The following is a 26721-nucleotide window of genomic DNA, read 5'->3' on the forward strand; positions in this document are numbered from 1 at the left end:
ATAGAAATAATAAATATTTGAAAATAGAATATTTATTATAAAATATATTCAGTAAATACATAAAAAATAATTATTTATTAAAAACGTGATGTTATAAAAATATTTGGAAGATTAGCTAAGCATAAATAATGTGAATCTGTAATATGCCAGTATAAATGTTCTAATGACATAAACTTTAATTTTTCTTTCATGAAAATATCAGTTACATTAAAAAAATCTATAAGATCATTAAAAGAACATTGGATATTTGAAGATATGTATTTTAATAATGAGTCTGTATTGATTAAAAAATCAGTAGCCCATTTAATAGCTTTTTCTTCTTGTTTAAGGATAGATAGGTTACTAGCATACAAAATACTATTAAGAGGTTCGTTAATTCCTACAGTAGTAAAATAATGTCCAATTTCTTCTGCTAAAACGCATCTATGCAATGGAATATTATTTTCAATAGATTGATTAATTAAAATAAATGATCCATCTGAATCATTATGAAAATAGCCAAGAACACTTTCTGGTAATAGTACAATTGAGTAGGTGATGTTATTAGTAGATAAAAGGTATAGTAGTTTTTTCATATTTTATAGGACTCCTTACGAACACACGTTCGTAAACATCGTATAATATTTTGTTATTTTTGTCAAAATAATTATCAAAACATCATATTAAATGGTATAATAAAATATACGAACATATATTCCGTTTCTTTACACTTTAGTATATGATATTATATATAGTATATGTTTAGAGGAGGAAGAAATGGAAAAAAAGAAAAAAAAGTCATCAAGAGAAGTTAAAAGAAAGGTGCTATTTTATTACATGTCTAGTAGATTAGTAGATGATAAAAAAACTCGCATAAAGGGAAAAGGTGTAAAAGCATTAATTGTTAATACTTTTAATGAAAATGTTAAAAATAATATTGAAGATGGTATGAAAATTAAATCAAAAGCGATAGAGCATAATGAAGGCGATATTGTTGTAGATCTTCTAAATATTGATGACAATTATGTTTTTATAAGAATGGCTAAAGAGAAAGATATTAATTCATATCAAAAAAGAAATAAGAAAAATTTAAAATCTGAAAAAATCACCTTAGAAGTGGATCAATATATAGAGGTATATTCTTTTTTCATTTTAGACTTAAACAAAATGATTATTTCTTTAATTTACAGTCAAGGGGCACCTGGTATGAAATGGTTTTCTGAATTAATAAGTGATACTACTATAAAAAGGAATTCTAATAATAGAAAATATAAAGTGAATACAGAAATAAGTCCAATACCTAATGATAATATTTTATATGTAATTAACAAAATGAATTTTTTTACTAGTTTTGAAATGTCATTTGCAATACCAAGTAAAGATATTTTTGAAGAAGTAACAGGAAAAAAAGTACAACGGAAAATGTTTAAGAAAATGGCAGAGATAGATAGTAAATCAGTTACAATAAAAATAAGCGGTGGCGATGATAAATTGTCTAATAATTATAAAGAAATAAAAGAATTAGCAGAATTGGTTTATGATTCAAGAAATGATGAAATTACTGATATTGATGGTAGACGTAAAGTCATTTCTAAATGTAAAGTTACAGGTAGATTTGGAGATGGTGAAAGACAATCTTTAGATTTGTTTGATGAAATGTTTACGTGGCAAATTACACTAAAACATGATTCGGGGAAAACATATATACCAATAGAAATTATAAAAAGAAATTTAATTATAATTTATGAAAATTTGGAAGATGATTTATCTAATAGAATTGAAATTTCAAATTTAAATTTTTAATAAAATGAAAGGGGGGATATTTTGAAAATAATAAAAAAATTTTTATTAATAAAATATTTCTTGTTTTCTTTTATTATTTTACGTTTAAAAGTTTTATATTCTTTTATATTTCGTAATAGATTACCTGAAGCTTTTTTTATATTTGATCCTACTTTACAATTCAACCTATTTACTGTAAACACAATACTTATAGGCTTTTTATTTTCATCTTTAGGAATCATGTTAAGCGTAAGTGACAAACCTATTATTAGAGTTTATGAACATGAAGGATATTTAGATAAATTATATTCATCAATAAAACATGGAATAATTAGCCATTTTCTATCTATAATTTGTATAATTTTTACGGTTATATTATCAAAAAGAATATTTATTTATCTTTTTTTTGTAGAAATACTATCTTTTAGTTATGCTTTATTTAAATTTTTAATTTCTATATTCAATATATTTGAATTAATTAAAGAAATTCGATTGAATAATGACATTTCAGATTTGAAACATTCTGAGCAGGAAGATGATGAATATGAGTGATTTTATTTTTAAAAAAAATACCTGGAAAATTATATAAATATTTGTTATACTTTAATTGGAAACTTTGATTTTTAGGAAGGTGTATTGAATGTTATCTCAAGTTGATTATTCTATAATTAATGAAATTAAAAATAAAATTGATAAGGATCAACTTTATTTTTCTTATAATGATGTTACAAAAAAAGAAGGTATTCATAATTTTGCAAGATACCCAGCAACTATGGTTCCTGAGATGCAAAAGGATATATTAGAAATTTTATGTGCAAATGTTGATGCAAAATCGTTACTAGATCCTTTTATGGGTTCAGGAACTGTTTTGGTTGAAGGAATTAAGAATGGCCTTGATGTTTATGGAATGGATATTAATCCATATGCATATTACTTGACAAAGTCAAAATTAAATTATCTTCCAGTTGCAGAATTAGAAGAATGTAGAAATAAATTGATTAACTCGATTATCAATGATGATACTGATTATGATATTCATGGTTTCGATAAAATAGATAAATGGTTTAGAAAAGATTATCAAAATATTTTATCTAAAATTAGAGATAGGATAAGCAAAATAGAAAATTTGAAATTAAGATTATTTTTTATGATTTCATTTTCAGATGTAGTGACTACTTTAAAAAATTCTCAATCATCAACATTTAAACTACATATTAAAAAGAATGATAAAATAGAATCTTTTAATAAAGATGCTATAAAAGAATTTGTTAATAAAGTAGACAAGAATATTATTAGTTATAAAGAGTATATAAATATTTTAATTAGTAAAAAACTTATTAAGAGAATTTATAAAACAGAAGAAAATAGATTTAGAAATAAAGTAACTATATCCTGTGATGATTCTAGAAAACTTAAAAAAAATTTAAAATTAAGGAAAAATAGTATAGATTTGATAGTTACATCACCACCATATGGTGATAATCAAACTACTGTAACATATGGACAGTTTTCTACACTACCATTATTTTGGATGCATGACGATGATTTTAAATCAGAATTTAATGAGGAATTATTTCAAAATTTTAGTGCAATTGATAGAGCAAGTTTGGGTGGAAAAATATATTCAAAAGAAATTATTGAGAAATCAAAACTTCTGGTTAAGTCTCTAAGTTTAAAAAAATTTTATGATTTAATGGTTAAATTTAAAAGAGAAGACAAAGGTAGAAAAGTAGTTACATTTATAATAGATTTTTATGAAGTATTATTACAAATGCATAATGTACTGAAAGTTGATGGTTATATGGTATTTGTGGTAGGCAATAGAAGAGTACATAATAATATTGTTCCTTTTGATGTTATCATAAATGAATTACTTATGGATAACTTTGAAAAAATAACTAAATTTGATCGATTGATAAAAAACAAAAAAATGGCATCAAAAATTTCAAATGTAAATAATGAATCCGTAAAATCAATGGATACAGAAATAATATTAGTATTTAAAAAAAAATAGCCTTGGGCTATTTTTTTTGTGAACATAAATTTTCAAACTGACAATTTTTACATAGTACTTTATCTTTGCATCTGGGAAAAGTATTGTTTTTAATCATTGTATAAGCAGTTTTGATTTCTTTTTCAATACTATGTACATCACTAGGTTCAATTGATTGAGGATGTCTCGTATTAGTTTTTAAATCATATGATATAACGGCGTTAGGATATTTTCCAGTAAGTTTGTAGTAACCTAATGCGTAAATAAGTAATTGTTTATTCCGTAATTCATGACTCATTGTGTTTGAATCACTTTTAAAATCAATTATGGATACATCTTTTGATTTAATATTAGTTATTAAGTCAACTCTTCCATTAATAAATATCATATCATTTAATTTATAATCAATTGGTTTTTCGACATATGAAATATAATCAAGTAGATTTCTATTTCGGTCAACATATTCATCAATTATTTTTGTCGCACTTTTGCTAACATCCTTATATAATTGACCTGTTGGAGGAGCAAGAGGTAAATGAATATGCGTATTTACTAAATCTTCTGTTCGTTTTATTAATTTTTCATTCATATATGTTGAATGCAAATCATCCATCATATTATGAAGAGATTTACCATAACCCATTCTTATATTTAAAGGTGAATAAAATCCAAATATAGATGAATATTGGAATTTTTGAGGACACTCAAAAATATCTTTAAGCGTAGAAAAATCAAAAACTAGTTGATTTATTTCGTTCAGTTTAGAATTACTATAATTTAAAGTTTTATTTAAAAATGAGTTGATACTACAGTTTATGAACTGTGAAGCTTGAGCATATTCAAGTTGAATTGGAACTTTTTTATTCTCTCTTTTTGAAGTGGCTTTTTTTCTATAACTTTTAGCTTTTGTTAAAAATAAATATTTTTTACTTCTTGTCAAAGCTACGTAGAATAGTCTAGTTAAAGATTCATCTGAACTTTGGTATCTTTTTTCAAATATATTATATCCAATAGGTAAAGCTTTTTTAAAAACTCCTTTAATCGAAAAACCACCTGCTGCTTTAGTAGGAAATAAATAATCCTTACAAAGATGAGGCATAAAAACAACTGGAAATTCAAGACCTTTTGAACTATGAATAGTAATAATTTTTAAACATTTAGTATCTTCAAATTTAGGAGATAACCATCCTTCAGGATAAATACTACTTGCATCATGATGTAAAAAACCTACAAAATTTTTAAATCTATATTCAAATCTATCCGAGAAATTTATTGTTTCGTAGTCGTTTATTATATCACTAAATACAGCAAGATTATACATTGTTTTATCATCGCTTTTTGAAAATAAATCAAGTTGTTGCATTAATTGTATATAAAAATCTTGAATAGTATTATCATAATATATTTTAGTAATTTTTTTATGAAAATCATTGAAAAAAGATTCAAGTGTATTATCAATAATTTTTAAATTATTTGAATCATAATAATCAAAAGTTCCTCTATAATTTAAATACTTTTTCGCAAAATAAAGGAATAAATCAAATAGTAATTGAACTTCATTCTGCTCGAAAAGTTGTTTAGTACCATCAACTATAAAAGGAATGTTATTAGCTTCTAAAGCTGTCAATAAGTCCTGATTAAATTCTTTTAATTTATTTGTTGAATGAACAAGAATTGCCATATCATCATAACCAATTATTTTAGAATCACCATTTTTATTTATGATTTCACTATTATATAATTTTTTTATAGTTTTTATAATTGCATCATTCTCTTCAGAAATAGAGTTAAAGTCAGTTTGAACAATTATATCACCAGATTCATAGGAATATGTATCATTGGATTCAAATGGCTTGTCTAAGTGAGTTTTATTATGTTCAATAATTCCTTTACCTAATTGCACAATACCTTCTGTAGATCTATAATTAATAGCTAGAGTTCTTTGTACTACATTTTTGTATTTATTATTAAAAGATTTAAAGTTTTCAAGATTACTACCTCTCCATCCATATATAGATTGATCATCATCACCAACGACGCAAATATTTAAACTTGGATTAATTTTATACATCTCTTGAAGGATGTTTTCTTGTATTGTATTCGTATCTTGATATTCATCGATAGTAATATATTTTATTTTTTTTATATATTCTTTTAATTTCTTTGAAGTTTTTAATTCATTAAGAAACTTGTATTGTACGTGTGCGTAATCAAAGAAATATTTACTTTCTATTAATTCTATGTATTTGTTATAAAATTTAATAAGTTCAGAGCTATTAGAAGAAATATCTATCATTTCTTCTCTAATAAAATCGCAAGAATTTAATAATAATTTTAACTGTTGAGAATCATATTTTTTAAAAGGAGTTTTGGTCTTTCCTTTTAAGTCAGTATATTCAACTTTGGAAATGCTATCATCACTTAAAAATTTTTTTACTAATAAAACTCTTTGAATACCTTCTAGAATATCAAATTTTTTGTAACTTGCAGAAATTTCTTGAAGTGTATTTAAACAAAAACTGTGAATAGTGCCAATATACATTTCTGCTAAATTTTGAGTTGTTTGAAATTCAAGTTCAAATTCAGTATAAATTCTTTGCTTTAGTTCAGCAGCAGCTTTTTTTGTGAATGTGATACTTACTATTTCACTAGGTTTTGCCTTTTTATTAACTAAAATATTAATATTTCTTGCTACTACAGTTTTTGTCTTTCCAGATCCGGCACAAGCAATAATTTGTAAATTTTGATTTATTTCTTGTATACATTCTTTTTGAACATCATTATAGTTTTTTAAATTCATAATTAACAACTCCTTCATTTATTTTGAGGCTCATTTTTTATTTTTTCTTTTTAAGTTGCTCAACCATAGCTTTAACAAGATCAATTTCTTCTTTTGATAGACCGTCAGTAGAAATACTATGAAAAGCATTTATATTTGTAGTTTCTTCAGATGTTTTTATTTCAGATCTTCCAAGCAGATAATCAGTTGACACATTAAAAATATTTGCTATTTCTTTTAAAGTATCAATATCAATTTGCATTTGACCAGATAAATATCTTGAAATAGATGCTTGAGTAACATTTAGTTTTTTTGCTAAGTCAGATTGAGTGTACTTAAATTCTTTTAATAGTTCTTTTATGATTATATGAGTTTGTTTAGACATTTTATTTCTCCTTATTTGAATTATACCATATAAGTATATTGTAGTTAGAAAAAATCACATATTTAGCTTGACTTATACCTAATACGTATATATACTTGAGATATTAGAAAAAACATACGTAATAGGTATAAAAAAGGTGGTGTTGAAAATCAATAAATTAAAAGAAGTATTGATAAAGGAAAAAATTACTCAAGTTCAATTATCAAAGTTTCTTTCAGTTTCGCAAAAAACAATAAGCATTCGGTTGAAAAATAACGATTGGAGTATTATCGATGCTGAAAAAATAAGAATTTTTTTAAAAAAAGAAACTGTAGATGAAATTTTTTTTAGACGTTAATATACGTTTAACGTATATTATTATAATTTAAACAAACAAAATATACGTTGTGGTTATATGAGTAAATCAAATTTTTGGAGGTTAAAATATGAGTTTTAGCGATATTTTAAAAGAAGTACGTAAATCAAAAGGAATAACACAATTAGATCTTGCTGGGAGAGTAGGAGTTAATCAAACAAGAATATCTGCATATGAAAGTGGTGAAGAAGTTCCTTTTGACCTAGCAATTAACATTATGCATGTTTTAAATTCACCAAGGTTAATGATGGAATATGCATATGAAAGAAATTCAGAAGTAATCAATATTCCAACTTTAAATAATGTTAATGACGATGCAGCAACAGTAATTGACGTATTAATTGAGGAATCGGAGGAATTGATTGTTGCAGCAAAACAATTGAAAAAAATTGTTAGAAATAAAAAAGGTCCAGATGATATTAATGAATTTGAAATGGAAGAGATTTTAAGATTAGAAGAACAATTGGCGGATTTATTTCCGTGTCTTAGACTACAGTTTATAAGAATGGCTGAACAGTATAATCTTGATATTTCAAGAGTTGAAAGTAAATTGCTTATGAAGCTTAAAAGAAAAAAATTAATTATTTAGGAGGACTTATGAAAAATGATAGTAGTACACCAGTAATAAAATTACCAACAATCGGATTGAATATTGATGTATCAAATTTAGATGAAATTATTGAAAAAATGGAAAAAATAAATTTATTATCTTCTAAAATTACTAATGTAGTTCCTATAGATGACTATCTGCTTAAGCAAAGTGAAGTTGCAGTTATTTTAGGAATAAACGTTGTTACAGTAGGAAAACTTATTAAGAGAGGATATTTAAAAGGTCTTAAATTAGGAAGTCTTAAAATTAGAAAAAAAGAACTTGATCGTTTTATGATTGATGTGGAAAAAAATAAAGTTAGTTTTGAAGATATTTATTCTTAGGAGGAAATTATGGAGAGAGTAGTTGAAAGATTAAATTTAGTGAAAAATGAAATTAATGATCAAATTATTAAACTCACTATGTCAAATAAAATATTAAATGATATTTGCGTAGAATGTAGAGATGAATTCGAAATTAGATTAATTGAATCCAATTTAAAAGATAATAAATTGATTATTGAAGATTCTAAGATTGATTTAACAGAAATAGATAAAGCAATAAGTGTTTTAGTAGCAATTACAAAATTATCAGACAAACAAAAAAATGACCCTCGCTTGCACGCATAAGGTCAATTTCTACTTAACTAAGTATAGCAAATAACGATTAGAAAAGCAATGGAGGTTTTTATGTATAATCCAATGTTAATTAAAATTGCTAGGTATAAACCTAGAAAAAAAAGAATAAAAATATTGAAAATTATAAATGAATTTATATATAAAAAAAATAAATAAGTAATCAAAATTTGGTATGAAAGGTGATGCAAATTATGAATAATTATATTGAAATCAATTTTGAAGAGTTAAAAGGTTTTAATAAGCTTTCTAAAAATGCTAAAAAGCTTTTTATATTAATTTATAAAAAACAGAACAGTAATTTTGGAATTGATGAAAAAAGTAATTGGATTCCTAAAAAAGTAAAAGAATATAGAAGTTATTTAAGAGTAGATTTTTCTAATGGTGAATGGTTGCATTACTATGCAAACGGAACATGGGGATAAAAATTAGAGTGTTTCTTTTAATTGGCAAGAAGTTGATGGAACACTCTAATTTAGTAAAACAAGTTATTTATGTATATGATACTATTAAAATATAATAAAGTCAAATAATGTAATTAAAGTGTGAAGGAGCTTAAAATGAGTAAGAAAAGAATTTTTATTTTAAATGATCCATACGCTCCAAGGTTAAATTCTGAATTGGCTGAGGAAATAGGATTAAATGAGAGTATATTATTATTGCAAATTGAATATTGGATTTCTTTATCTTCAAATGTTAAAGAAGGGTATGTTTGGACGTATCAAAGTGCAAGTTCAATTAAAAAATTATTTAAATTTTATAGTCCATCAACTATAAATAGAATTTTAAAAAATCTTATAGACAAAGGTCTGATAATTGAAGGAAATTATAACAAACTTAAATTTGATCGTACAAGATGGTTTAGACTAAATTATGCAAATTTATCTAAGTTAAAATCGATAAAAATTGAGGGTTTTGATTATGAAAATAATATTGTTGAAACTAATGATGAAATTGCAAATATAGGCATCAAAGTGTTGGAAACATCCACTAATCATTTTGACTTATCGACAACGCAAAACGACTCATGTCAAAATCAAAATGACTCATGTCAAAATCAAAATGACTCATGTCAAAATCAAAATGACTCATGTCAAACGCAAAATGACTCGACAATACCTAAGACTACTACTAAGAGTAAAGATATAAAAGATAGTACGAAATCAAAATCACATTTCGAATCTTTAAAAAAAATATACAATGATGATATTTATAAAATTACAGATATGATTATTGAAAAAATATTACTTAATCATCCTAAAGTTAAATTACCTGGTAAAGATAGATTGTCTAAAGAATACATACGCTGGGCAGGTGAAATAGAAAAATTAAATAGAATAGGAGCCGTAAATGGAACTGTTGGATATAGTTATAATGAGATTTGGAATATTGCAAAATGGGCTCTAAGGGACTCTTTTTGGTCAATAAATATTCAATCTACAAGTAAACTAAGAGCGAAAATTATTACACTTGAAGCTCAGTATAAAGCAAACCTAAATAAAAAAAATACTAGTCAAAATAAATCGAATATTAATAAATCATCAAATAAATTCAATAATTTTACTCATGGAAAAGACTATACGAACGAGGAAATTGAGAAAATGTTAGGAGTGAGAACATAATATGATTTATATTCAAAAAGCGAGAGTTAGTCAGAAGTGCATACTATGTAAAAATGAAATTAGCATTGGAGAATCTTATATTCAGAGTATTGAGCATTTTAAGGGTGGTGCTGCAATAGTGGGTGTTCACGCAGATCATATTACTAAAAATAAAAAAGAACTTAAGTATATAAATAATGTGAAAATGGGAAAGATTCATGATATTTGTAATACTTCTGCACAACTTGTATCAGAGGGATTATCAATATTTGAAGCAATAAATGAAGCTAAAAAAATTCATGAATGGAGTGATTAAAAATGAAAGAAAGAATATTTTTAATTATAATTATTGAAGAAGATATAGATGAAAAATTAAGAGATAGTTTAAAGGATAAAATTTCAGAGTCTATTGGAGTACTAATTAACGGTGATGATGGAATTAGCTATAGCGTTGAAGAAGAGTAAGGAGGTTTACTCATGAATAGTGTAGTTTTAATTGGTAGATTAACAAGAGATCCTGAGCTTAGATTTATTGCTGGAAGTGGAAGAGCAGTTGCTAATTTTACATTAGCTGTGAATAAAAATTTAAGTAAAGAGAAAAAGAGAGAATTTGAAGAAAAAGGTATAGCGACAGCTGATTTTATTAGAATAGTAGTTTGGGGAAAACAAGCTGAAAATTGTGCGAATTACCTTTCAAAAGGTAGATTGGTTGCAATTAATGGATATATTAGTACTAGTTCTTATAAAACTAATACGGGTGAAACAAGATATTCTACAGATATATTAGCAAATAATGTTGAATTTCTTGAATGGAAAGATAAAAAAACGAAGAAAGACGATTTCTCATATGGAGCAGAACCGGATAATTTTCAATCTGTTGAAGATGATGATATACCATTTTAAATAAATGAGTACCTGGAGGATTAAAATAATGATAAGTAAAAAAGAAAGTAAAAGAGTTAAGAAGTGAAAAGAAAATCATAAGAGTAATGGTTTGTGTGTAGATTGCAATGAAAAAGCTGTAGAAGGTTATATAAGATGTCAGAAACACTTGAATGATAGAAATAATTTGAGAAATAGTTAATATTATATTTTAGGAGAATTATATGGAAAAAGAATATGCATTATATAAAGGCGATAATTTTATAACACTTGGAACGATATCAGATATTGCAAATCATCAAGGAGTTTTAAAAGCTACTATTAATTTTTTAAAAACAAAAGCGTATATAAAAAGATTATCTGAAAGAAAAAATAGTGAAAATTCTAGAATATTAATATCGTTGGATGATGAAATTTATTAAAAATTGAAAGGAGTGTAATTTGAAAATTAAATTAATAAATGAATTCATAGAGAAAATAAAAAAAGTTTATCCAGATAAGGATTTTATAGATTTGCTAGATATGGCTAGAGAAATAGTAGTAATTTTGATAGAAAATAAATAATAGTAGGTGTGATTATGGAAGATGAATTGGAAAAATTAATTAATAGTGAATTTACTGTTAATGAGATTTTAGAAGCAGCAAAAAAATTGAGAAAAAACAAAATAATTAGATGCAGTAGATGTAATCATAGATTAGGTGATATTGAAGATGGAATGATAATTATAAAATGTAAATGCGGTGAGTATGGAAAATACATAATATGACCGAAAGCCTAGAGCTTCAGAAAAGATTTTTTCTGAAGTTCTTTTTTTTGAGGAGGAGTTAATGAAAATAAAGAAATGTTATAAAAATGCGATAATAGAAACTTTAAATTGTTATAGTTTATTGCCATTATATCTAGAAGAGTTAAAATTAAAAATTGATGAAATAAAAATAAATGATGGAATTTGTGGTATTGATTATTCATCAAATAGTAACGTTCAAACTAGTAATATAAATAAATTAGTTGAAAATACAGCTTTAAAAAATTTAGAAGATATAGAGAAAATTAAAAGTGAAATATTAATTACAAATATTAAGTTAAACAGATTAGACTCAGCAATAAATTCTTTATCTAAGCTTGAAAGTGAGATTACAAGGTATAGGTATATTGATAAATTAAGTTGGGGAGAAATATCGTCAATAACATTATACTCTATAAGAAACTGTCAATATAAATCTAATGATGCAATTTGTAAGCTTGCAATTGTATTTTATGGCGAGAGGGCATTAATAAAAATAAATGATGAAATAAAAATGTTTGCAGATTCTTTGCGCACTTCTTAGATATTATTGGTGCTATACTTATATTGTGTAAAAGATGAATATAAAATTAGTAGTAATAAAACAAAAAAGAACATAAAAACGGGAGAAAATTCGTTTTAATGTTCTTTTTTATTATGAAAGAAGATGATAATGAATGGAGAAAGTAGTATTTGTAGACAATGAATCTAGAAGAGCATTAAAGCAAGAAATAAGAAAAGAGGTTATTTTAGAGATTGTTGAAGATTCAAAGTGTAGAAAATGTAAAAGATTTAAAAATTATGCTAAAAAGCATAGTGTGAGAATAGATCATGAAGATTAAGGGAATGAATAGAAATAATTTATTAAAAATTAGAAATCAAATTAACTTGATTCTTGAATTAATTGAAGAATTTAAAGATATTAAAGATTTATCTAATGAAGATATAATTAGATCTGTTTATTTAGAAATCGGTAATATCAATGAAGTTTTAGAAGCAATAAATGCTTATGGTCTAAAAATCAAGTCAGAAGCTAGAAATAGATATAGAGTTTATAATGCAAATGATATTTCAGAGATATTAATAAGTGATAAAGAGAGTAGTTTGGGTAAAGTATCAAATAATTTTTTTAATTATAATAAAAAAAGATGCAGCTGGACCTCTCTTTATAAAATTTGTAAGGAAATAAGGAGTATAAAATAATGAATTATGTTGAGCCAATAAGAGATTCAGGTATGGTAAATGATATTGCGAATTATCTAAAGAAAGATAATTTAAGAAACTATATTATGTATATCATTGGTATTAACACAGGACTTAGGATATCAGATATTTTGAAAATTAAAGTTAAAGATGTTCGTAATAAACAATTCATTGTTTTAAAAGAGAAAAAAACTAGCAAGCAAAGAAATATTAAGATTAATAAAGTATTAAGAAGAGAATTTAGAATGTATTGCATAGGAAAAGATTCTAATGAATATTTAATAAAATCTAGAATTGGTGTAAATAAACCAATAAGTAGATATATGGCTTATAAGATATTGAACGAAACTGCTTCAATGTTTGGTCTTGAAAATATAGGAACTCATACACTTAGAAAAACATTTGGTTATCATTTTTATAATCAAACTAAAGATGCAGCGACGTTAAGATTGATATTTAATCATTCATCTGATGCAGTAACTCTTAGATATATAGGGATTCTTCAAGAGAGTATTAATACAAAAATAGATAATTTTGAGATATAAAATGTTATTTTTTTTGCTTATTAGTAGTCATAACGAGAGTATGTAGAGTTCAAGTAGTAGTAAAAATAAGAATGTTGTATTTAGAGTGCTTTGAGTATGATTTTGAATTACACAGAATTTATATTAAGTGTAATTGACCAAAAAAGCTTGAACCTATTAGTATAACTAAAGTTGAGGTGGATATGTCTAAAAAAATCTGTCTGGGAAAAGGATGTAATAATTTAGTTGATAGAACAGAGAAATATTGTTTGACATGTAGTAAAAAAAGAGTGATTGAAAAAAGAGAGAACAATAGAAAATATGATCATCATAATCGAGATAAAAAAATAAAAAATTTTTATCATTCAAAAGCTTGGAAGAAATTTCGAGAAGGAATTCTTATTAGAGATAATTATCTATGCCAAGAATGTTTAAAAGAAAACATTATTACCAACGCTGAAATTGTTCACCATATTGTAGAAGTAAGAGAAGATTTTGAGAAGAGATTTGTTTATGATAATTGTTTTAGTGTTTGTAAAGCGTGTCATAATAGAATTCATAATAAAATATAAATGAATATTCCAATATGGTATAATTTTATTAAAGGAGTGATATTATGGCTAAAACAATGGAAGAATATTTTAATGATGCGTTTCAAGAAGATATTTTCAACAGAAAGATGGCAGCAGTAAATCTTATGAAGATAATTAATGAAAATAATTCTAGTCTTACAATTGCTTTAAATTCTGAGTGGGGAACTGGTAAAACGACGTTTATAAAAAAGTGGATAAACGCATTAAATGAACAAAAAGAAGAGTATATTTCAATTTATTTGAATGCTTGGGAAAGTGATCATTTTAATAATCCAATATTAGCAATTATGTATGCTATGGAAGATTTTCTAGTAAAAGTTAATAATATTCATAGTAATGATATTACAACGGCGGTTATAGAAGTTGCTAAAGGATTAGTTAATTTAGCTACTAAAGGTGTTGTAAATATAGATAAAATTAAAGCTAGCTTAGATAAAAAAGATATAAAAGAATTATATAATGAAATGAAGACAATTTCAGAAATTAAAAAAGATTTAGAAAAACAATTATTAAATATTAAAGGCAATAAAAAAGTAATCTTTTTTGTTGATGAACTTGATAGAGCAAAGCCAAACTTTGTTGTAGATCTAATAGAAGTTTTAAAGCATTTTTTTGAGGTTGAAGGATACTATTTTATATTAGCGACTGATAGAAGTCAGTTGAATTCAATAGTTAAAAAAAGGTATGGAGAAGATATATCTTCAAATGGATATTTACGAAAAATGATTGATTTAGATTATAATTTAAAAAAGCCATCATTAGATAAATATTTTGATTCTAAATTTAGCTACATAGAGAGAGAATATGTAAAATTGAAGAATATTATAGATAACTTAAAAAAATTAACTATAATTAACAATTATAGTTTAAGGTATGTTGATAAATTAGAAATATATATTAGTATAATTGCACCTAGATTAAATAAAAATCTTTCTAGAGAAAACCATACCAAATATTTGCTTGATGTTGTATTTTCAATATTAATATTTATAAGAGCTAAAGATACTGTAGATTATAATAATTTAATTAACTCAAAAGATAAGGTATATGAAGTATTATTAAAATATAAAATGATTGATTTTGAAATTGAATTTAGTGAAAATGGAAGTCCATTAGATTTCAATGAAACAATCATAAAAATATTCAGTATAATTTGTGATAAAAGTAGTTTGAAAACTAATTTAGAGAAAAAAATAATTATTAATAATATATCACAAGGATACTATAATTTTTTCAGAGATGGTAAATTAAAATATATTGACGAACTTGAATTTTTGAATGGTTTTGACGTATAGGGGCTATCATCAAAATTCCAAGCAGAAACCTGTGCACCGCATCCCCCACTCTACGTAAATCTTTTTCGTTTTTTCAGCTAAAAGGGGTATTTTGAAAGGAGGGTTATTATTACTGGAAGAAATAATATGAGTATAGAGAGTATTATTGCTGCAGGCAATAAAGCTCATCTAACTAAAGCAGAAATTAAAAATAGAAAAAAACAAGAAGAAGAATTGAATAAATTAAAATCAGATAAAATAAAAGCTCCTTCCTGGTTAGGTAAGGATGCTAAAAATATTTTTAAAAAAATTGTTAAGGAGCTCGATGTTATCGGGCTCCTTTGTAATGTCGATGTACATGGTCTAACTGTATTATCAGATTCTATTGAAAAATTTAAATTTTGTACGATTGCACTTCATGGAGAAGATTTATCTATTGAATATACAAATAAAGCTGGCTTTGCAAATATGATTGAAAATCCTATGGTTAAAACTCAGCTTAAATATGCTGAGATGATTAAAAAATATTCAGCTGACTTTGGACTTTCTCCGGTAGCACGTCTTAAGATAGTTCAACAATCAATGCCAGATATTGATGATGATGAATTAGAATTTGAAGGAATGTTCAACAATGTATAACTCTGTTCTTGAAGAACTTATTGATTATAGTAATAATATTATTGATGGCAAAATAATTGCATGTAAAAAACATATTAAAGTTTGCAAAAGATTTATTAGTGATCTTCATAGAATGGAGCACGATGAGTCTTTTTTTTATTACTGGGATGAATATGAAGCTCAAAAGATAGTATCATGGTTTAAATATATGAAACATAGTAAAGGTGTTTTAGCTAATAAGCCAATTTTACTAGATAGCTTTCAAAAGTTTATTGTTTGTAATATTGAAGCATGGAAGCATATAGAAACTGGATACAGAAGATTTAAATACGCATATATTCAGTTAGCAAGAAAAAATGCAAAATCTCAAATGGAAGCAGGTATGGGTAGTTATGAAGCAGGAGCTAGAGGTATTAGTGCAGCAGAAATATATACACTTGGTGTTGAAAGAGATCAGGCTAAAATAGTATTTGATGAAGTTGATCTTATGAGTGGAAAGTATGTTAGTAAAAGATTTAAATTTACTCAAAAAGAGATAACACATAAAAGAAGTAGAAGCTTTATAAAACATTTGAGTAAGAAAGCTGGAAAAACTGGTGATGGTAAGAATCCTCAAATGGCTATTATTGATGAATACCATGCTCATCCAGATGCAACAATGTATAATGTTATGGTTTCTGGTATGGGTGCTAGAAAAGAATCGTTAATAGTAATTATAACTACTGCTGGCTTTGATTTTGAAGATAAACCATGTTACGCGGAGTACACTTATTGCTCTAATATTCTTGATGAAACTTTAGATAATGATGAATATTTTATTATGATTACTGAACTTGATAAAGGAGATGATCCTAAAGATTCGAATTTATGGCCAAAAGCTAATCCAATAATATGCAGTTATAAAGAGGGGCGTGATTTTCTACAAAGAGAATGTAAAAGAGCTTATGATTCAAATGATGAAGAGAAGATAAGAAACTTCTTAACAAAGAATTGTAATATTTGGATTAAGTATGGAACAAATAAATTTCTTAATATTGATTATTGGTATGCATGTAAAAAAGAAATAACATTTGAAGATTTTAAAGGCATGGATTGTTATATAGGAATAGATTTATCAAAAACGGGAGACTTAACTAGTATTAGTTTTGAGTTTCCTTTTTTAGATAGTGAAATAAGAAAATATGCTTTTTTTTCTCAAAGTTTTTTACCAGCTGCAGTTAAAAATGAAAAGATGCTTACTGATAAAGTACCTTATGATTTTTGGATTAAAAAAGGTTGGCTGATTGCTACTGAAGCTAATCAAGGACAGATTGTAGATTATTGGGCTGTTATTAATTGTATAGAAGATAAGGTTAAAACATACAACTTAAAAGTAATGGAAATTTGCTATGATGCACATAATGCGAATTTATTAGTAGCTGAGCTTGAAAGAATTGGTTATGAGTGTGTTCAAATACCACAAAGTGCAGCTAAACTTGATGAGCCTACAAGAAATTTTCAAGATTTAGTAAAAGTAAATCAAATAGTGCATGATGGAAATAAACTATTAAGTTGGGCCATCAATAATAGTGAACTTGATACAAATTCATTTGGAGAAATAAAAATATCAAAGAAAAGTACATTTAAAAGAATTGATCCAGCTGCTACGTGTATATTTTCTCATAAAAGAGCTATGACTTATTGGAGTGGAGATTTAAAGGATGTATCAGAATTTGCTGAAGATGATTTCTTAGACAAGTTATGGAGTTAAAAGAGGTGTGTGAATGAGTTGGTACGAAAAATTAAAAAATATAATTATGCCTAAAGCTGAACTTTCAATGGAAGATGAAGAGTTTCTAGAATTTTTAGGTGTGGATGTAACAGCTATTGATGTTAGAGGAAAAAATGCATTAAGAGAAGCGACTGTATTTGCTTGTTTAAAAATTAGGTCAGATACAATGAGTAAATTGCCTTTAAAATTGTATCAAAAAAAAGATGGTGTTCAGACGATAAAAGATCATCCATTGTCGAATTTACTTTCACTAAGACCAAATCCTTACATGTCTGCTAGTAACTATTGGAATAGTATTGAAAATCAAAAAAATTTATATGGTAATGCTTATGTTTATATTGATTATGGTGTAGGAAGAAAATCAGCTGAAATAGCGGCACTTTATCCACTTGATTCAAGTAGAGTGAAAATTTATGTTGATGATGTAGGCCTACTAGGACTTAAGAATGGTTTGATTTATGTATATAAAGATAAAAATAATGTTGAATATAAATTAGGAAGTGATGATTTACTTCATTATAGAGGTATGACATTAGATGGTATTGCTGGTTTGTCAGTACTTGAATATAACAAAATTATAATTGAAAATGCAAAATCAAGTCAGACATATGTGAATAATTTTTTTAGAGGTGGTATGCAGTCAAAAGGAATAATACAGTATGTTGGTGATTTAGATACTAAGGCAAAAGAAACTTTTAGAACTAGATTTGAAGATATGAGCAGTGGACTTAAAAATGCACATAGAATTTCATTACTACCTATAGGTTATCAGTTTCAGCCAATATCATTAAGTATGACTGATGCTCAATTTATAGAAAATACTGAATTAACAATTAGACAAATAGCTGCAATGTTTGGTGTTAAAATGCATCAATTAGGCGATTTATCAAAGGCAACTTATAGCAATATTACAGAGCAACAAAAACAATATTATGTAGATACATTGCAAAGTGATCTTACTATGTATGAGCAGGAAACTACGTATAAATTACTATTGAGTGAAGAATTGAAAAAAGGATATTATTGCAAATTTAACACTGATGTAATTCTTAGAAGTGACATAAAAACCAGATTTGAAGCATATCGAATAGGAATTCAATCTGGTTTTTATAAAATAAATGAAGTTAGAGAAAAAGAAGAAATGGTTACCGCTGAAGGTGGTGATAGGTTGTATTTTAATGGGAATATGATTCCTGTTGATATGGCGGGACAACAGTATGTAAAAGGAGGTGAGAATAATAGCAAAAAATAAAAAGTACTGGAATATGAAAAAATTAGATGCTGGAGTTGGTGAAATATGTATTTATGGTGAAATTTCAAGCTATGATTTTTGGGAGGAGGATATAACACCAACAAATTTTAAGAAAGACCTTGATGCACTTGGTGAAATTGATACACTCAATATTTATATTAATAGTCCTGGTGGATCAGTTTTTGCAGGTCAAGCAATATACAATATTATAAAGAGGCATTCAGCTAATGTAATTGTTTATATTGATGGGTTAGCAGCTAGTATTGCAAGCATTATAGCTATGGCTGGTGACAAAATTGTAATTCCGTCAAATGCAATGATTATGATTCATAATGCTTGGACGATTCATGCTGGTAATGCTGATGATTTTAGGAAAGTGGCAGATGATTTAGACAAAATAGGTGAAAGTTTAGTTGCAGTTTATGTTAAAAGAACTGGACTCTCTGAAGAAGAAATAAAATCCATGATGGATGTAGAAACTTGGTTAACTGGTAAAGAAGCAATTGAAAAAGGTTTTGCTGATGAAGTTGAAGAAGAAAAACAAATTGCTGCATCATTAAATAAAGGAATACTAAATATTAATAATCAAAGTATGGATTTAAGTAGATTCAAAAATGCTCCTAAATTTTTTATTAATAATGTTCTAGAAAAAGAATTACAGAATCAAAATGAATTAAATGAAAAAGAAATACTTAGTTTAAAGCTAGATTTAATCTAGTTTTTTTATATCCAATGGGAGGATTATATGACTAAAGAATTAAGAGATTTATTAGCAAAATTAAATGCTAAAAAAGAAGAAGGACGTACATTATTGGCTGAAGATAAGCTTGATGAAGCTAAAGCAATTACAAATGAAGTAAAAGATATTCAAGCTAAAATTGAAATATTACAAGAGTTTCAATTTGAAAATGCAATACCTCTAGATGATCCTTTAAATCCAGATCCAGTTGATGATAAAAAGGCTTATGGAAATGTTTTTTTTAAAGCTTTAAAGAGTAAAAGATTAGATGAGTCAGAAGCAAATTTGCTTGAAGAACATAAAGCTCTAAGTTCAACAACTGGTGAAGATGGTGGATATACTGTTCCAGAAGATATTCAAACTGCAATTAATGAATATAAGCGTGATGATACAGATTTATCTCAATTCGTTACTATAGAACCAGTAAGTACACTTAAAGGCAGTAGAGTTTTAGAAAAAGAGGCTGATACAACTTCTTTTGTTGAATTTGCAGAAGGCGCAGCTGTTCCAGATTCGGATGCTCCAAAATTTGAAACAATCAATTTTACAATTAAAGATTTAGGTGGATTTTTACCAATCCCTAATAACTTATTAAATGATTCGGATGCAAAATTAAAAAATTTTTTAACTAACTGGTTAAAGAAAAAGAATAAAGCAACAAAAAATAAATTGATTTTAGATATTTTAGCAACGTTTGTTAAAAAAGATATTAAAACAGTTGCTGAGATAAAAACTGTAATTAATGTTGATTTAGATCCAGCTATTAAAGCTGGTGCTTCAATTTTAACTAATCAAGATGGTTATAATTATTTAGATTCTTTAGAAGATTCAAATGGTAAAAGTTTATTACAACCAGATCCTAAATTACCAGGAGCAACATTATTTAGAGGAATTAGAGTTCATACTGCATCAAACAAAATTTTAAAAACTGTTATTACTGATCCAGGTGGTGCTGCTGAAACTATTAAAGCTCCAATTATTATTGGTGATTTAAAAGAAGCAGTTGTTTTATTTGATAGAGAAAAAATATCAATTGCAGCAACAAGTGTTGGTGGAGATGCATTTAAATATAATAGAACAGATATGAGGGCTATTGTAAGAATGGATGCTGGAAAATTTGATTCTAAAGCTGCTGTTTACGCTGAGTTAGTTATAAAAGAGCCAGCATAGGTAGCTTATGATAGTTAACTTAGAAGAAGTTAAACAATTTTTACGAATAGATTCTGAAGATGTTGATGAAGATACAATTCTTCAAATTATTTTAGATGCAGCTGAGGAATATTTGAAAGATGCAACTGGTAAAACTTTTACTGGTGATAGTTCTAAGGCAAAATTATTTATTATGGTTCTAGTTACTGATTGGTATGAAAATAGAGAAATGATTGGTAAGGCGAGTGATAAAACTCGTCTTAGCATTCAGTCGTTATTGCTTCAATTAGAGTACTCAGAGAGTGAAGTGATTATATGAATCCAGGTAAATTAAGGCATAAAATAGAAGTATGGAAAAATGTTGCTAGTGAAAATGAACTTTTAGAAGAATCGATTGAAGAAGCGTTAGTAAAAAAAATATCTTCACAAATAATACCAATGACTGGAATGATTAAAAATGAGCAAGGTGATACTAAAATTTCAGGAACTACTCATAAAATTAGAACTAGATATTCTGCGGGTAAATTTATAAAACCTGATATGTGGTTTAAATATAAAAATTCTAAATATGAAATTAAATATATTTTGAATCCATTTGAGTCGAATAGAACTTTAGAATTTTTTTGTGAGGTGATATTTAATTATGAGTGATGTTGAATTTAATGTTGATGAAATTGATGATGCTTTGAGGTATATGGATGAAATAGTTGAAAGATTACCAAGAAAATCAAATAGATTTTTAAAAAAAGAAGCTAAAAAACTTAAAAAGCAAACTATTTCAAGAGCAAAATCAAAAGTAGGCAAGAAAACAGGAAATTATCTTAAAGGAATAAAAGATGGTAAGCCTTATAAGTATAATGGCGGGGAACAGTCTATTAGAGTTTATAATAACGCTCCTCATGCTCATTTAATTGAGTATGGCCATGAAGTTTTAGATAAAAACGGTGTTAGTCATGGTTTTAAAGATGGAGCTCATGTATTTGAAGATACTGAAAGAAAGTTTAAGAATGAATTTTTTAAAGACTGTGAAGATTTTGTAGATGATTTATTAAATGATGGATCATTATAGGAGGTTTTATGATTGCTAATATAAAAGATATTAAATTAGCTATAAATAAAGCTATCAAAACAATTTCTACAAGTAAAATTATTAGTAGTGATATAGAAGAGGGATTTAAAAGGCCTTGTTTTAAAGTGATATTTGGTGATGTAGATACAGAATCTATTGGTATATATATGTTAAAAAAAGATATGATTGTAAGAATATATTATTATCCAGAGGATAGAGATAAAAACGATTTAGAGCTAATGAATATTCAAGATTCATTAGCTTTACTATTTTTAGATCCACTAATAGTAAGTGAGAATTTTATAATACATCCTTTAGAATATGTAGATAGACTAGTAGATAATGTTCTTCAGGCATCATTTGAATTAAATTATATTCAGGAATTAGATAAAGAAGATAGTTCTCTTATGATAGATACTATCGAATTAGAAATTTAGAAAGGTGGAGTATATGGGAAGACCAAATATTGATGTTGTTTTTAAAGAATTAGCTTCTACAGTAATTAAACGTTCATCAAATGGAGTAGCGGCATTAATAATAAAAGATAATACAGATAAAACATTTTCTACAGTAGTAATATCTTCAGAAGATCAAATTGATGAATTGAAATTTACAGCAGAAAATGTATCTTTTATTAAAGACGTTTTACTTGGTGGAGTAATAAAAGTAATAGTATCAAGAGTTGATGTTGAAGAGGTTGAAGTTATAGAAACTGGAGTAAATCAAATTGCAAATATATTTTATAATTGGATTGCTATAGCAGATGGTACTAGTTTAGAGCATACAGAACTTTCTGTTAAAGTTAAGTCTATGGATTCTATTCAAAGTGTAGTATTTAATATTCCATCTGATCATGAAAGAATAGTAAATTTTGCAAACACATCTGTTACAAAAGAATCAGGTGTTATTAATGGCGAAAAATATATTGCAAGAGTATTAGGCTTGATTTGCGGATGCAATTTAACAGAATCAACTACGTATAAGATTTTAGACGATTTAATATCAGTTGTAGAACCAATTGATATTGATACAGCAGTAGATCAAGGTCAGTTTTTACTTTTCAATGATGAAGAGGTGGTAAGAGTTGCAAGAGGAGTGAATTCGCTTTTAACTATAGGTGAAAATAAAACTGATGATATGAAAAAAATTACTATAATGGAGACTTTGTTACTTATACAAAGAGATATTAAGTCTTCTTTTAAAAATTTATATATTGGAAAATATAAAAATAATTATGATAATCAAGTAATATTTTTTAGTGCTGTTAATGATTATTTGAATGTATTAGCTTATCAAGAAATTCTTGAAAACAATTATAATAATCATGTTGAAATTGATATTGAAGCGCAGAAAAATGCACTTGCAATTATTAAACCTGAAGTTATTGAATGGTCTGATAAGGAAATTAAAAATTATCCATATAGATCAAGTGTTTTTGCTAAAACATATATTAGAGTAAATGATGCAATTGAAGATTTAAACTTCAATTTGTATTTAGTGTAGAGGTGAGATAATGAATCCAAATAAAATTATAAATGGTACATTTGGTACGATATGGGTTAATAATGAAAAATGGATAGAAACAAAATCTTTTGAGGCAAAAGTAACTGGTCAATATGAAGATGTTGATATTGCAGGAAAACTTGGTAAATCAAGAAAGTATATAGGTTATGAGGGCAGTGGATCTATTAATACTAATAAAGTTTATTCAAGAGGAGCTAAGCTTTTAGCAGAGGCTTTTAAAACAGGTAATATGCCAGAGATTAAAATAATTAGTAAATTATCTGATCCATCATCATATGGAGCAGAAAGAGTAATTATAAAAGATGTTACTTTTGATGAATTTACTCTTGCTAAGTTTGAACTTAAATCACCACTTGAAGAGGAACTTCCTTTTCAATTTGGTGATTATGAATTAATAGATACAATATAAATTTTAAGGCTTACTTCGGTAAGCCCTTTTTATGAAAGGAAAATAAATGGCGAATAAAAAATCAAATTTGAAATTAACTTTAAATAGATTAATAGCAAAAAAGAAACAAAAAGAAAATAGTAAAATTGAATTTAGAAATTATTTTGTAAAATCTTTAGAAGGTGAAATCGTAATTAAGAAACCAGATAGAGAGTTAATACTTGAAGCTATGGACGCTATTAATGAAGATGAATCTGTTACTAAAATTTATGAAATAAATAAAAATCTTATTTATTCATGTGTAAAAATATTACATGAAGATGAACTTCAAACTACTTATGAATGTAAATCACCAGATGATATTGTAGATGAACTTTTTGAAGTAGAAGAAGTTCTTGAAATTGGTTCATTTATTATGGATTGGAATGGATCTTTTGAGACAGTGGATAAAGAAATAAAAAACTCATAGCCTCCGATATAGAAGTAGGAATGATTAGCTTTTTTCTTCTTAGGGGGCATGACTTGAAAAACTTACTTAATCTTAAATATACAGAGAAGTTGTTTTATATAGAAACAATGAATATGTATATTAAAGAAAATAAAATAAATGATTAAAATGAGAGGATGAGTAAATGGCTAAAAAAACTATTCATACTATTCTCCAATTAAAGGATAAATTTTCACAACCAATTTCAAATTCTACAAAAAATACTAAAAAGTTTAAAAGAGAAGTAAAGAAAACTAAAAATAGCATAAAAAGATTTAAGAATGGTGCAGTTAGTGATTTTAAATCTGTGGCAAAAGGTGCAATTGGGCTTGCTGGTGCTTATTTGGGTTTTAAAGCTTTAAAAGATGGAATGACTGATTGCGTAGAGAAAGCAAAAGAACAAATTGAAGTTGAAACAAAACTAGCTGCAGTTTTTAAAGCTACTGGTAAAGCAAGTAAAAAACAAATTAAGCAGCTTATAAATCAAGCTGATACTTTAGAAGGTGTTGGAGTTGTAGGAGCTGATGTATCAATTGCTTTTCAGCAGCAGTTAGCAACATATAATCTTACAGCTGATAGTGTATCATCATTATCTGCTGGCGCAGGTGATCTTATAGCCCAAATGAAAGGATTGAATTCTGCTCAAGGCGATGGTGTAAATGTAGGTAATATGTTTGGTAAGGTTTTGAATGGCCAACTAGGGGCTTTATCAAGAGCTGGTATTACATTTAGTGAAGCTCAAGGTAAAATGCTTAAATATGGAACTGAACAAGAAAAGGTTGCAACACTAGTAAAAGTACTTGAGCAAAATGTTGGTGGTGTTAATAAAGAACTTGCTAATACTGATGATGGCAAGATACTTGCAATGAAAAATAATTGGGATGGATATAAAGAAACTTTGGGACGTATTATATTACCTATGCAAGCAAAATTTGCTCAGTGGTTTAATGTACAAATTCCTTATATAGAAGCTCATATGGTGAATTTAGTAAACAGTATTAAGTCTAATATAAGGAAGTTAGTTCCAATATTACAAAACGTTTTTAAGTGGATTAAGAATGCTTTTAAATCAAAACAGATGGAACTTTTTAAAATATTTATTAAAATTGTTTTAAAAGAGATGAAAAAACTATTAAAAAAAATAATTGAAATAGTAAAATTTATCTATAAGAATTGGAGTAAATTCGAACCGTTGGTTTATGGAATTGTAGGAGCTATTGCAGCATATAATGCAGTAATGTTAGTTACGAAAGCAAGAACATTGGCTCTTAAAGGTGCACAATTAGCGTTAAATTTTGCTATGAATGCTAATCCTTGGGGATTAATATATGTAGCTATTGCAGCTATTATTGCAATTGGAGTAGTTCTTTATAAAAATTGGGATAAAATAAAACTTAAAACCTATGAACTATGGAAAAGTTTTAAAATATTTATTGATAAAGTTAGAAAAAGATTTCCTTTACTTGGTGTTGTTATTGAAATTGTTGTAAAAAAAATGAAAAGCGTTTTTGATGGCTTAAAGATTATTTTACGAGGAATAACAGAATTTATATCTGGTGTATTTGCAGGTGATTGGAAGAGAGCATGGGAAGGTTTAAAGACAATATTTAGTGGTGTATTTAATATATTTAAAGTAATTATAAAAACTCTAAATGATGGTGTGATTAGATTAATGAATCTAATGATAAGAAAAATTAATGGAGTTAAGTTTAAAATATTTGAACTATGGGAAAGCTTTAAAATATTTATTGAAAAAATTAAAAAAAGATTTCCTTTACTTGGCATTATTATTGAAACTAATATTGAAAAGTGGAAAGGTATTTTTGATGGCGCTAGAATTATTTTTAGTGGAATAACAGAATTTATATCTGGAGTGTTTACTGGTGATTGGAAGAGAGCATGGGAAGGTGTAAAAACAATATTTAGCGGTGTGTTTAACACACTTGAATCTATTGCGAAAGCTCCAATTAATGGTGTTATTGGATTAATGAATATAATGATAGAAAAAGTTAATGGAGTTAAGTTTAAATTGCCTGAGTGGTTAGGTGATAAACTAGGTGGAAAATCAATTGGTTTTACAGTTCCTAAAATTCCTAAGCTAGCAACTGGATCATCATATACAACAAAAGGAAAATATGAAATAAATGATGGCGCTTATGGCGGTGAAATTGTAGATTTACCTAATGGATCTAAAGTAATACCTGCGGATAAAACAGATAAAATGTTATCAAATCAAAGTATAAATGTGTACGTAAATATTGAAGGTAATGTTATTGGAAATGATGAATATGCTGATGAAATGGGAAATAGAATTGTAAAAAAAGTAAAATTAGCACTTGTAAATATGTAAAAGAGACTTTTAAAA

37 protein-coding genes are annotated in these 26721 nt (G+C 26.4%); 34 read left to right on the top strand and 3 right to left on the bottom strand.

Features of this window, described 5'->3' with window-relative positions:
* Nucleotides 1–77: 77 nt before the first annotated feature.
* On the bottom strand, nt 78–575 hold the full coding sequence (locus AACH12_RS05645) for an ImmA/IrrE family metallo-endopeptidase (protein ID WP_338537086.1): 498 nt from the start codon (nt 573–575) through the stop codon (nt 78–80).
* 181 nt (nt 576–756) lie between these two features.
* Here AACH12_RS05645 and AACH12_RS05650 point away from each other — a divergent pair, with 181 nt between their 5' ends.
* From AACH12_RS05650 to AACH12_RS05660, 3 genes are all read left to right on the top strand, one after another.
* On the top strand, nt 757–1782 hold the full coding sequence (locus AACH12_RS05650) for a hypothetical protein (RefSeq protein WP_338537087.1): 1026 nt from the start codon (nt 757–759) through the stop codon (nt 1780–1782).
* Between the two features lie 21 nt (nt 1783–1803).
* Complete coding sequence (locus AACH12_RS05655) at nt 1804–2313, top strand: hypothetical protein (RefSeq protein ID WP_338537088.1); 510 nt, start codon at nt 1804–1806, stop codon at nt 2311–2313.
* Nucleotides 2314–2401: 88 nt separating this feature from the next.
* Entirely contained in the window at nt 2402–3775 is a 1374-nt protein-coding gene (locus AACH12_RS05660; protein WP_338537089.1) for a DNA methyltransferase, read from the top strand.
* 7 nt (nt 3776–3782) lie between these two features.
* On the opposite strand, the gene AACH12_RS05665 is transcribed toward AACH12_RS05660, so the two are convergent.
* Both AACH12_RS05665 and AACH12_RS05670 read right to left on the bottom strand, forming a co-directional pair.
* Nucleotides 3783–6554 carry an ATP-dependent DNA helicase gene (locus tag AACH12_RS05665; protein WP_338537090.1) on the bottom strand — a complete coding sequence of 924 codons (2772 nt, stop codon included), beginning with the start codon at nt 6552–6554 and terminating at the stop codon, nt 3783–3785.
* Between the two features lie 37 nt (nt 6555–6591).
* A complete protein-coding gene (locus AACH12_RS05670) occupies nt 6592–6918 on the bottom strand; it encodes a helix-turn-helix domain-containing protein (protein WP_338537091.1) in 327 nt (108 codons plus the stop codon).
* 169 nt (nt 6919–7087) lie between these two features.
* Between AACH12_RS05670 and AACH12_RS05675 the strand changes: the two genes are divergently transcribed.
* From AACH12_RS05675 to AACH12_RS05825, 31 genes are all read left to right on the top strand, one after another.
* Nucleotides 7088–7255, top strand: coding sequence for a hypothetical protein (locus AACH12_RS05675; protein ID WP_338537092.1), 168 nt, complete (start codon nt 7088–7090; stop codon nt 7253–7255).
* A gap of 88 nt (nt 7256–7343) precedes the next feature.
* A complete protein-coding gene (locus tag AACH12_RS05680) occupies nt 7344–7862 on the top strand; it encodes a helix-turn-helix transcriptional regulator (protein ID WP_338537093.1) in 519 nt (172 codons plus the stop codon).
* Between the two features lie 8 nt (nt 7863–7870).
* Nucleotides 7871–8206, top strand: coding sequence for a helix-turn-helix domain-containing protein (locus AACH12_RS05685; protein WP_338537094.1), 336 nt, complete (start codon nt 7871–7873; stop codon nt 8204–8206).
* A 9-nt stretch (nt 8207–8215) separates the two neighbouring features.
* Nucleotides 8216–8491, top strand: coding sequence for a hypothetical protein (locus AACH12_RS05690; RefSeq protein ID WP_338537095.1), 276 nt, complete (start codon nt 8216–8218; stop codon nt 8489–8491).
* 200 nt (nt 8492–8691) lie between these two features.
* Nucleotides 8692–8922, top strand: a complete 231-nt coding sequence (locus tag AACH12_RS05695; protein WP_338537096.1) for a hypothetical protein — start codon at nt 8692–8694, stop codon at nt 8920–8922.
* A gap of 135 nt (nt 8923–9057) precedes the next feature.
* Nucleotides 9058–10119, top strand: coding sequence for a hypothetical protein (locus AACH12_RS05700; RefSeq protein WP_338537097.1), 1062 nt, complete (start codon nt 9058–9060; stop codon nt 10117–10119).
* A gap of 1 nt (nt 10120) precedes the next feature.
* Complete coding sequence (locus AACH12_RS05705) at nt 10121–10414, top strand: hypothetical protein (protein WP_338537098.1); 294 nt, start codon at nt 10121–10123, stop codon at nt 10412–10414.
* A 2-nt stretch (nt 10415–10416) separates the two neighbouring features.
* Complete coding sequence (locus AACH12_RS05710; RefSeq protein WP_338537099.1) at nt 10417–10563, top strand: hypothetical protein; 147 nt, start codon at nt 10417–10419, stop codon at nt 10561–10563.
* A gap of 12 nt (nt 10564–10575) precedes the next feature.
* Nucleotides 10576–11001 carry a single-stranded DNA-binding protein gene (locus AACH12_RS05715; protein ID WP_338537100.1) on the top strand — a complete coding sequence of 142 codons (426 nt, stop codon included), beginning with the start codon at nt 10576–10578 and terminating at the stop codon, nt 10999–11001.
* A 203-nt stretch (nt 11002–11204) separates the two neighbouring features.
* Entirely contained in the window at nt 11205–11402 is a 198-nt protein-coding gene (locus tag AACH12_RS05720; RefSeq protein WP_338537101.1) for a hypothetical protein, read from the top strand.
* 19 nt (nt 11403–11421) lie between these two features.
* Nucleotides 11422–11544, top strand: a complete 123-nt coding sequence (locus AACH12_RS05725; protein ID WP_338537102.1) for a hypothetical protein — start codon at nt 11422–11424, stop codon at nt 11542–11544.
* Nucleotides 11545–11558: 14 nt separating this feature from the next.
* Entirely contained in the window at nt 11559–11747 is a 189-nt protein-coding gene (locus AACH12_RS05730) for a hypothetical protein (RefSeq protein WP_338537103.1), read from the top strand.
* A gap of 61 nt (nt 11748–11808) precedes the next feature.
* Nucleotides 11809–12309, top strand: a complete 501-nt coding sequence (locus AACH12_RS05735; RefSeq protein ID WP_338537104.1) for a hypothetical protein — start codon at nt 11809–11811, stop codon at nt 12307–12309.
* A 133-nt stretch (nt 12310–12442) separates the two neighbouring features.
* On the top strand, nt 12443–12607 hold the full coding sequence (locus AACH12_RS05740; RefSeq protein WP_338537105.1) for a hypothetical protein: 165 nt from the start codon (nt 12443–12445) through the stop codon (nt 12605–12607).
* On the top strand, nt 12597–12968 hold the full coding sequence (locus AACH12_RS05745) for a hypothetical protein (protein WP_338537106.1): 372 nt from the start codon (nt 12597–12599) through the stop codon (nt 12966–12968). The genes AACH12_RS05740 and AACH12_RS05745 overlap by 11 nt, the downstream gene beginning before the upstream one ends.
* Nucleotides 12968–13513, top strand: a complete 546-nt coding sequence (locus AACH12_RS05750) for a site-specific integrase (RefSeq protein ID WP_338537107.1) — start codon at nt 12968–12970, stop codon at nt 13511–13513. Before AACH12_RS05745 ends, AACH12_RS05750 begins: the two co-directional genes overlap by 1 nt.
* 182 nt (nt 13514–13695) lie before the next feature.
* Entirely contained in the window at nt 13696–14064 is a 369-nt protein-coding gene (locus tag AACH12_RS05755) for an HNH endonuclease (RefSeq protein ID WP_338537108.1), read from the top strand.
* Nucleotides 14065–14108: 44 nt separating this feature from the next.
* Entirely contained in the window at nt 14109–15380 is a 1272-nt protein-coding gene (locus AACH12_RS05760; RefSeq protein WP_338537109.1) for a KAP family P-loop NTPase fold protein, read from the top strand.
* Nucleotides 15381–15506: 126 nt separating this feature from the next.
* Entirely contained in the window at nt 15507–15998 is a 492-nt protein-coding gene (locus tag AACH12_RS05765) for a phage terminase small subunit P27 family (protein ID WP_338537110.1), read from the top strand.
* Nucleotides 15991–17727 (top strand): terminase large subunit, encoded by a 1737-nt coding sequence (locus tag AACH12_RS05770; protein WP_338537111.1) that lies wholly within the window; start codon nt 15991–15993, stop codon nt 17725–17727. Before AACH12_RS05765 ends, AACH12_RS05770 begins: the two co-directional genes overlap by 8 nt.
* Before the next feature lie 13 nt (nt 17728–17740).
* Nucleotides 17741–19000 carry a phage portal protein gene (locus AACH12_RS05775; RefSeq protein WP_338537112.1) on the top strand — a complete coding sequence of 420 codons (1260 nt, stop codon included), beginning with the start codon at nt 17741–17743 and terminating at the stop codon, nt 18998–19000.
* Nucleotides 19001–19013: 13 nt separating this feature from the next.
* Nucleotides 19014–19718: a head maturation protease, ClpP-related gene (locus AACH12_RS05780; protein WP_338537113.1), complete on the top strand. Its 705-nt coding sequence runs from the start codon at nt 19014–19016 to the stop codon at nt 19716–19718.
* Nucleotides 19719–19745: 27 nt separating this feature from the next.
* Nucleotides 19746–20909, top strand: coding sequence for a phage major capsid protein (locus AACH12_RS05785; RefSeq protein WP_338537114.1), 1164 nt, complete (start codon nt 19746–19748; stop codon nt 20907–20909).
* 7 nt (nt 20910–20916) lie between these two features.
* The gene (locus AACH12_RS05790) at nt 20917–21207 is read left to right on the top strand and encodes a head-tail connector protein (RefSeq protein ID WP_338537115.1); all 291 of its coding nucleotides are present in this window, start codon (nt 20917–20919) and stop codon (nt 21205–21207) included.
* A complete protein-coding gene (locus tag AACH12_RS05795) occupies nt 21204–21539 on the top strand; it encodes a head-tail adaptor protein (RefSeq protein WP_338537116.1) in 336 nt (111 codons plus the stop codon). The genes AACH12_RS05790 and AACH12_RS05795 overlap by 4 nt, the downstream gene beginning before the upstream one ends.
* On the top strand, nt 21532–21957 hold the full coding sequence (locus AACH12_RS05800; RefSeq protein ID WP_338537117.1) for an HK97 gp10 family phage protein: 426 nt from the start codon (nt 21532–21534) through the stop codon (nt 21955–21957). Before AACH12_RS05795 ends, AACH12_RS05800 begins: the two co-directional genes overlap by 8 nt.
* A gap of 8 nt (nt 21958–21965) precedes the next feature.
* The gene (locus AACH12_RS05805; RefSeq protein ID WP_338537118.1) at nt 21966–22394 is read left to right on the top strand and encodes a phage tail terminator family protein; all 429 of its coding nucleotides are present in this window, start codon (nt 21966–21968) and stop codon (nt 22392–22394) included.
* Between the two features lie 13 nt (nt 22395–22407).
* Complete coding sequence (locus AACH12_RS05810) at nt 22408–23460, top strand: phage tail sheath C-terminal domain-containing protein (RefSeq protein WP_338537119.1); 1053 nt, start codon at nt 22408–22410, stop codon at nt 23458–23460.
* Nucleotides 23461–23470: 10 nt separating this feature from the next.
* Nucleotides 23471–23890 carry a phage tail tube protein gene (locus tag AACH12_RS05815; protein ID WP_338537120.1) on the top strand — a complete coding sequence of 140 codons (420 nt, stop codon included), beginning with the start codon at nt 23471–23473 and terminating at the stop codon, nt 23888–23890.
* A gap of 46 nt (nt 23891–23936) precedes the next feature.
* Nucleotides 23937–24338: a hypothetical protein gene (locus AACH12_RS05820; protein WP_338537121.1), complete on the top strand. Its 402-nt coding sequence runs from the start codon at nt 23937–23939 to the stop codon at nt 24336–24338.
* 163 nt (nt 24339–24501) lie between these two features.
* Nucleotides 24502–26706 (top strand): phage tail tape measure protein, encoded by a 2205-nt coding sequence (locus AACH12_RS05825; protein ID WP_338537122.1) that lies wholly within the window; start codon nt 24502–24504, stop codon nt 26704–26706.
* Nucleotides 26707–26721: the final 15 nt, after the last annotated feature.

Source organism: Helicovermis profundi (genome assembly GCF_033097505.1).
GTDB lineage: Bacteria > Bacillota > Clostridia > Peptostreptococcales > Acidaminobacteraceae > Helicovermis > Helicovermis profundi.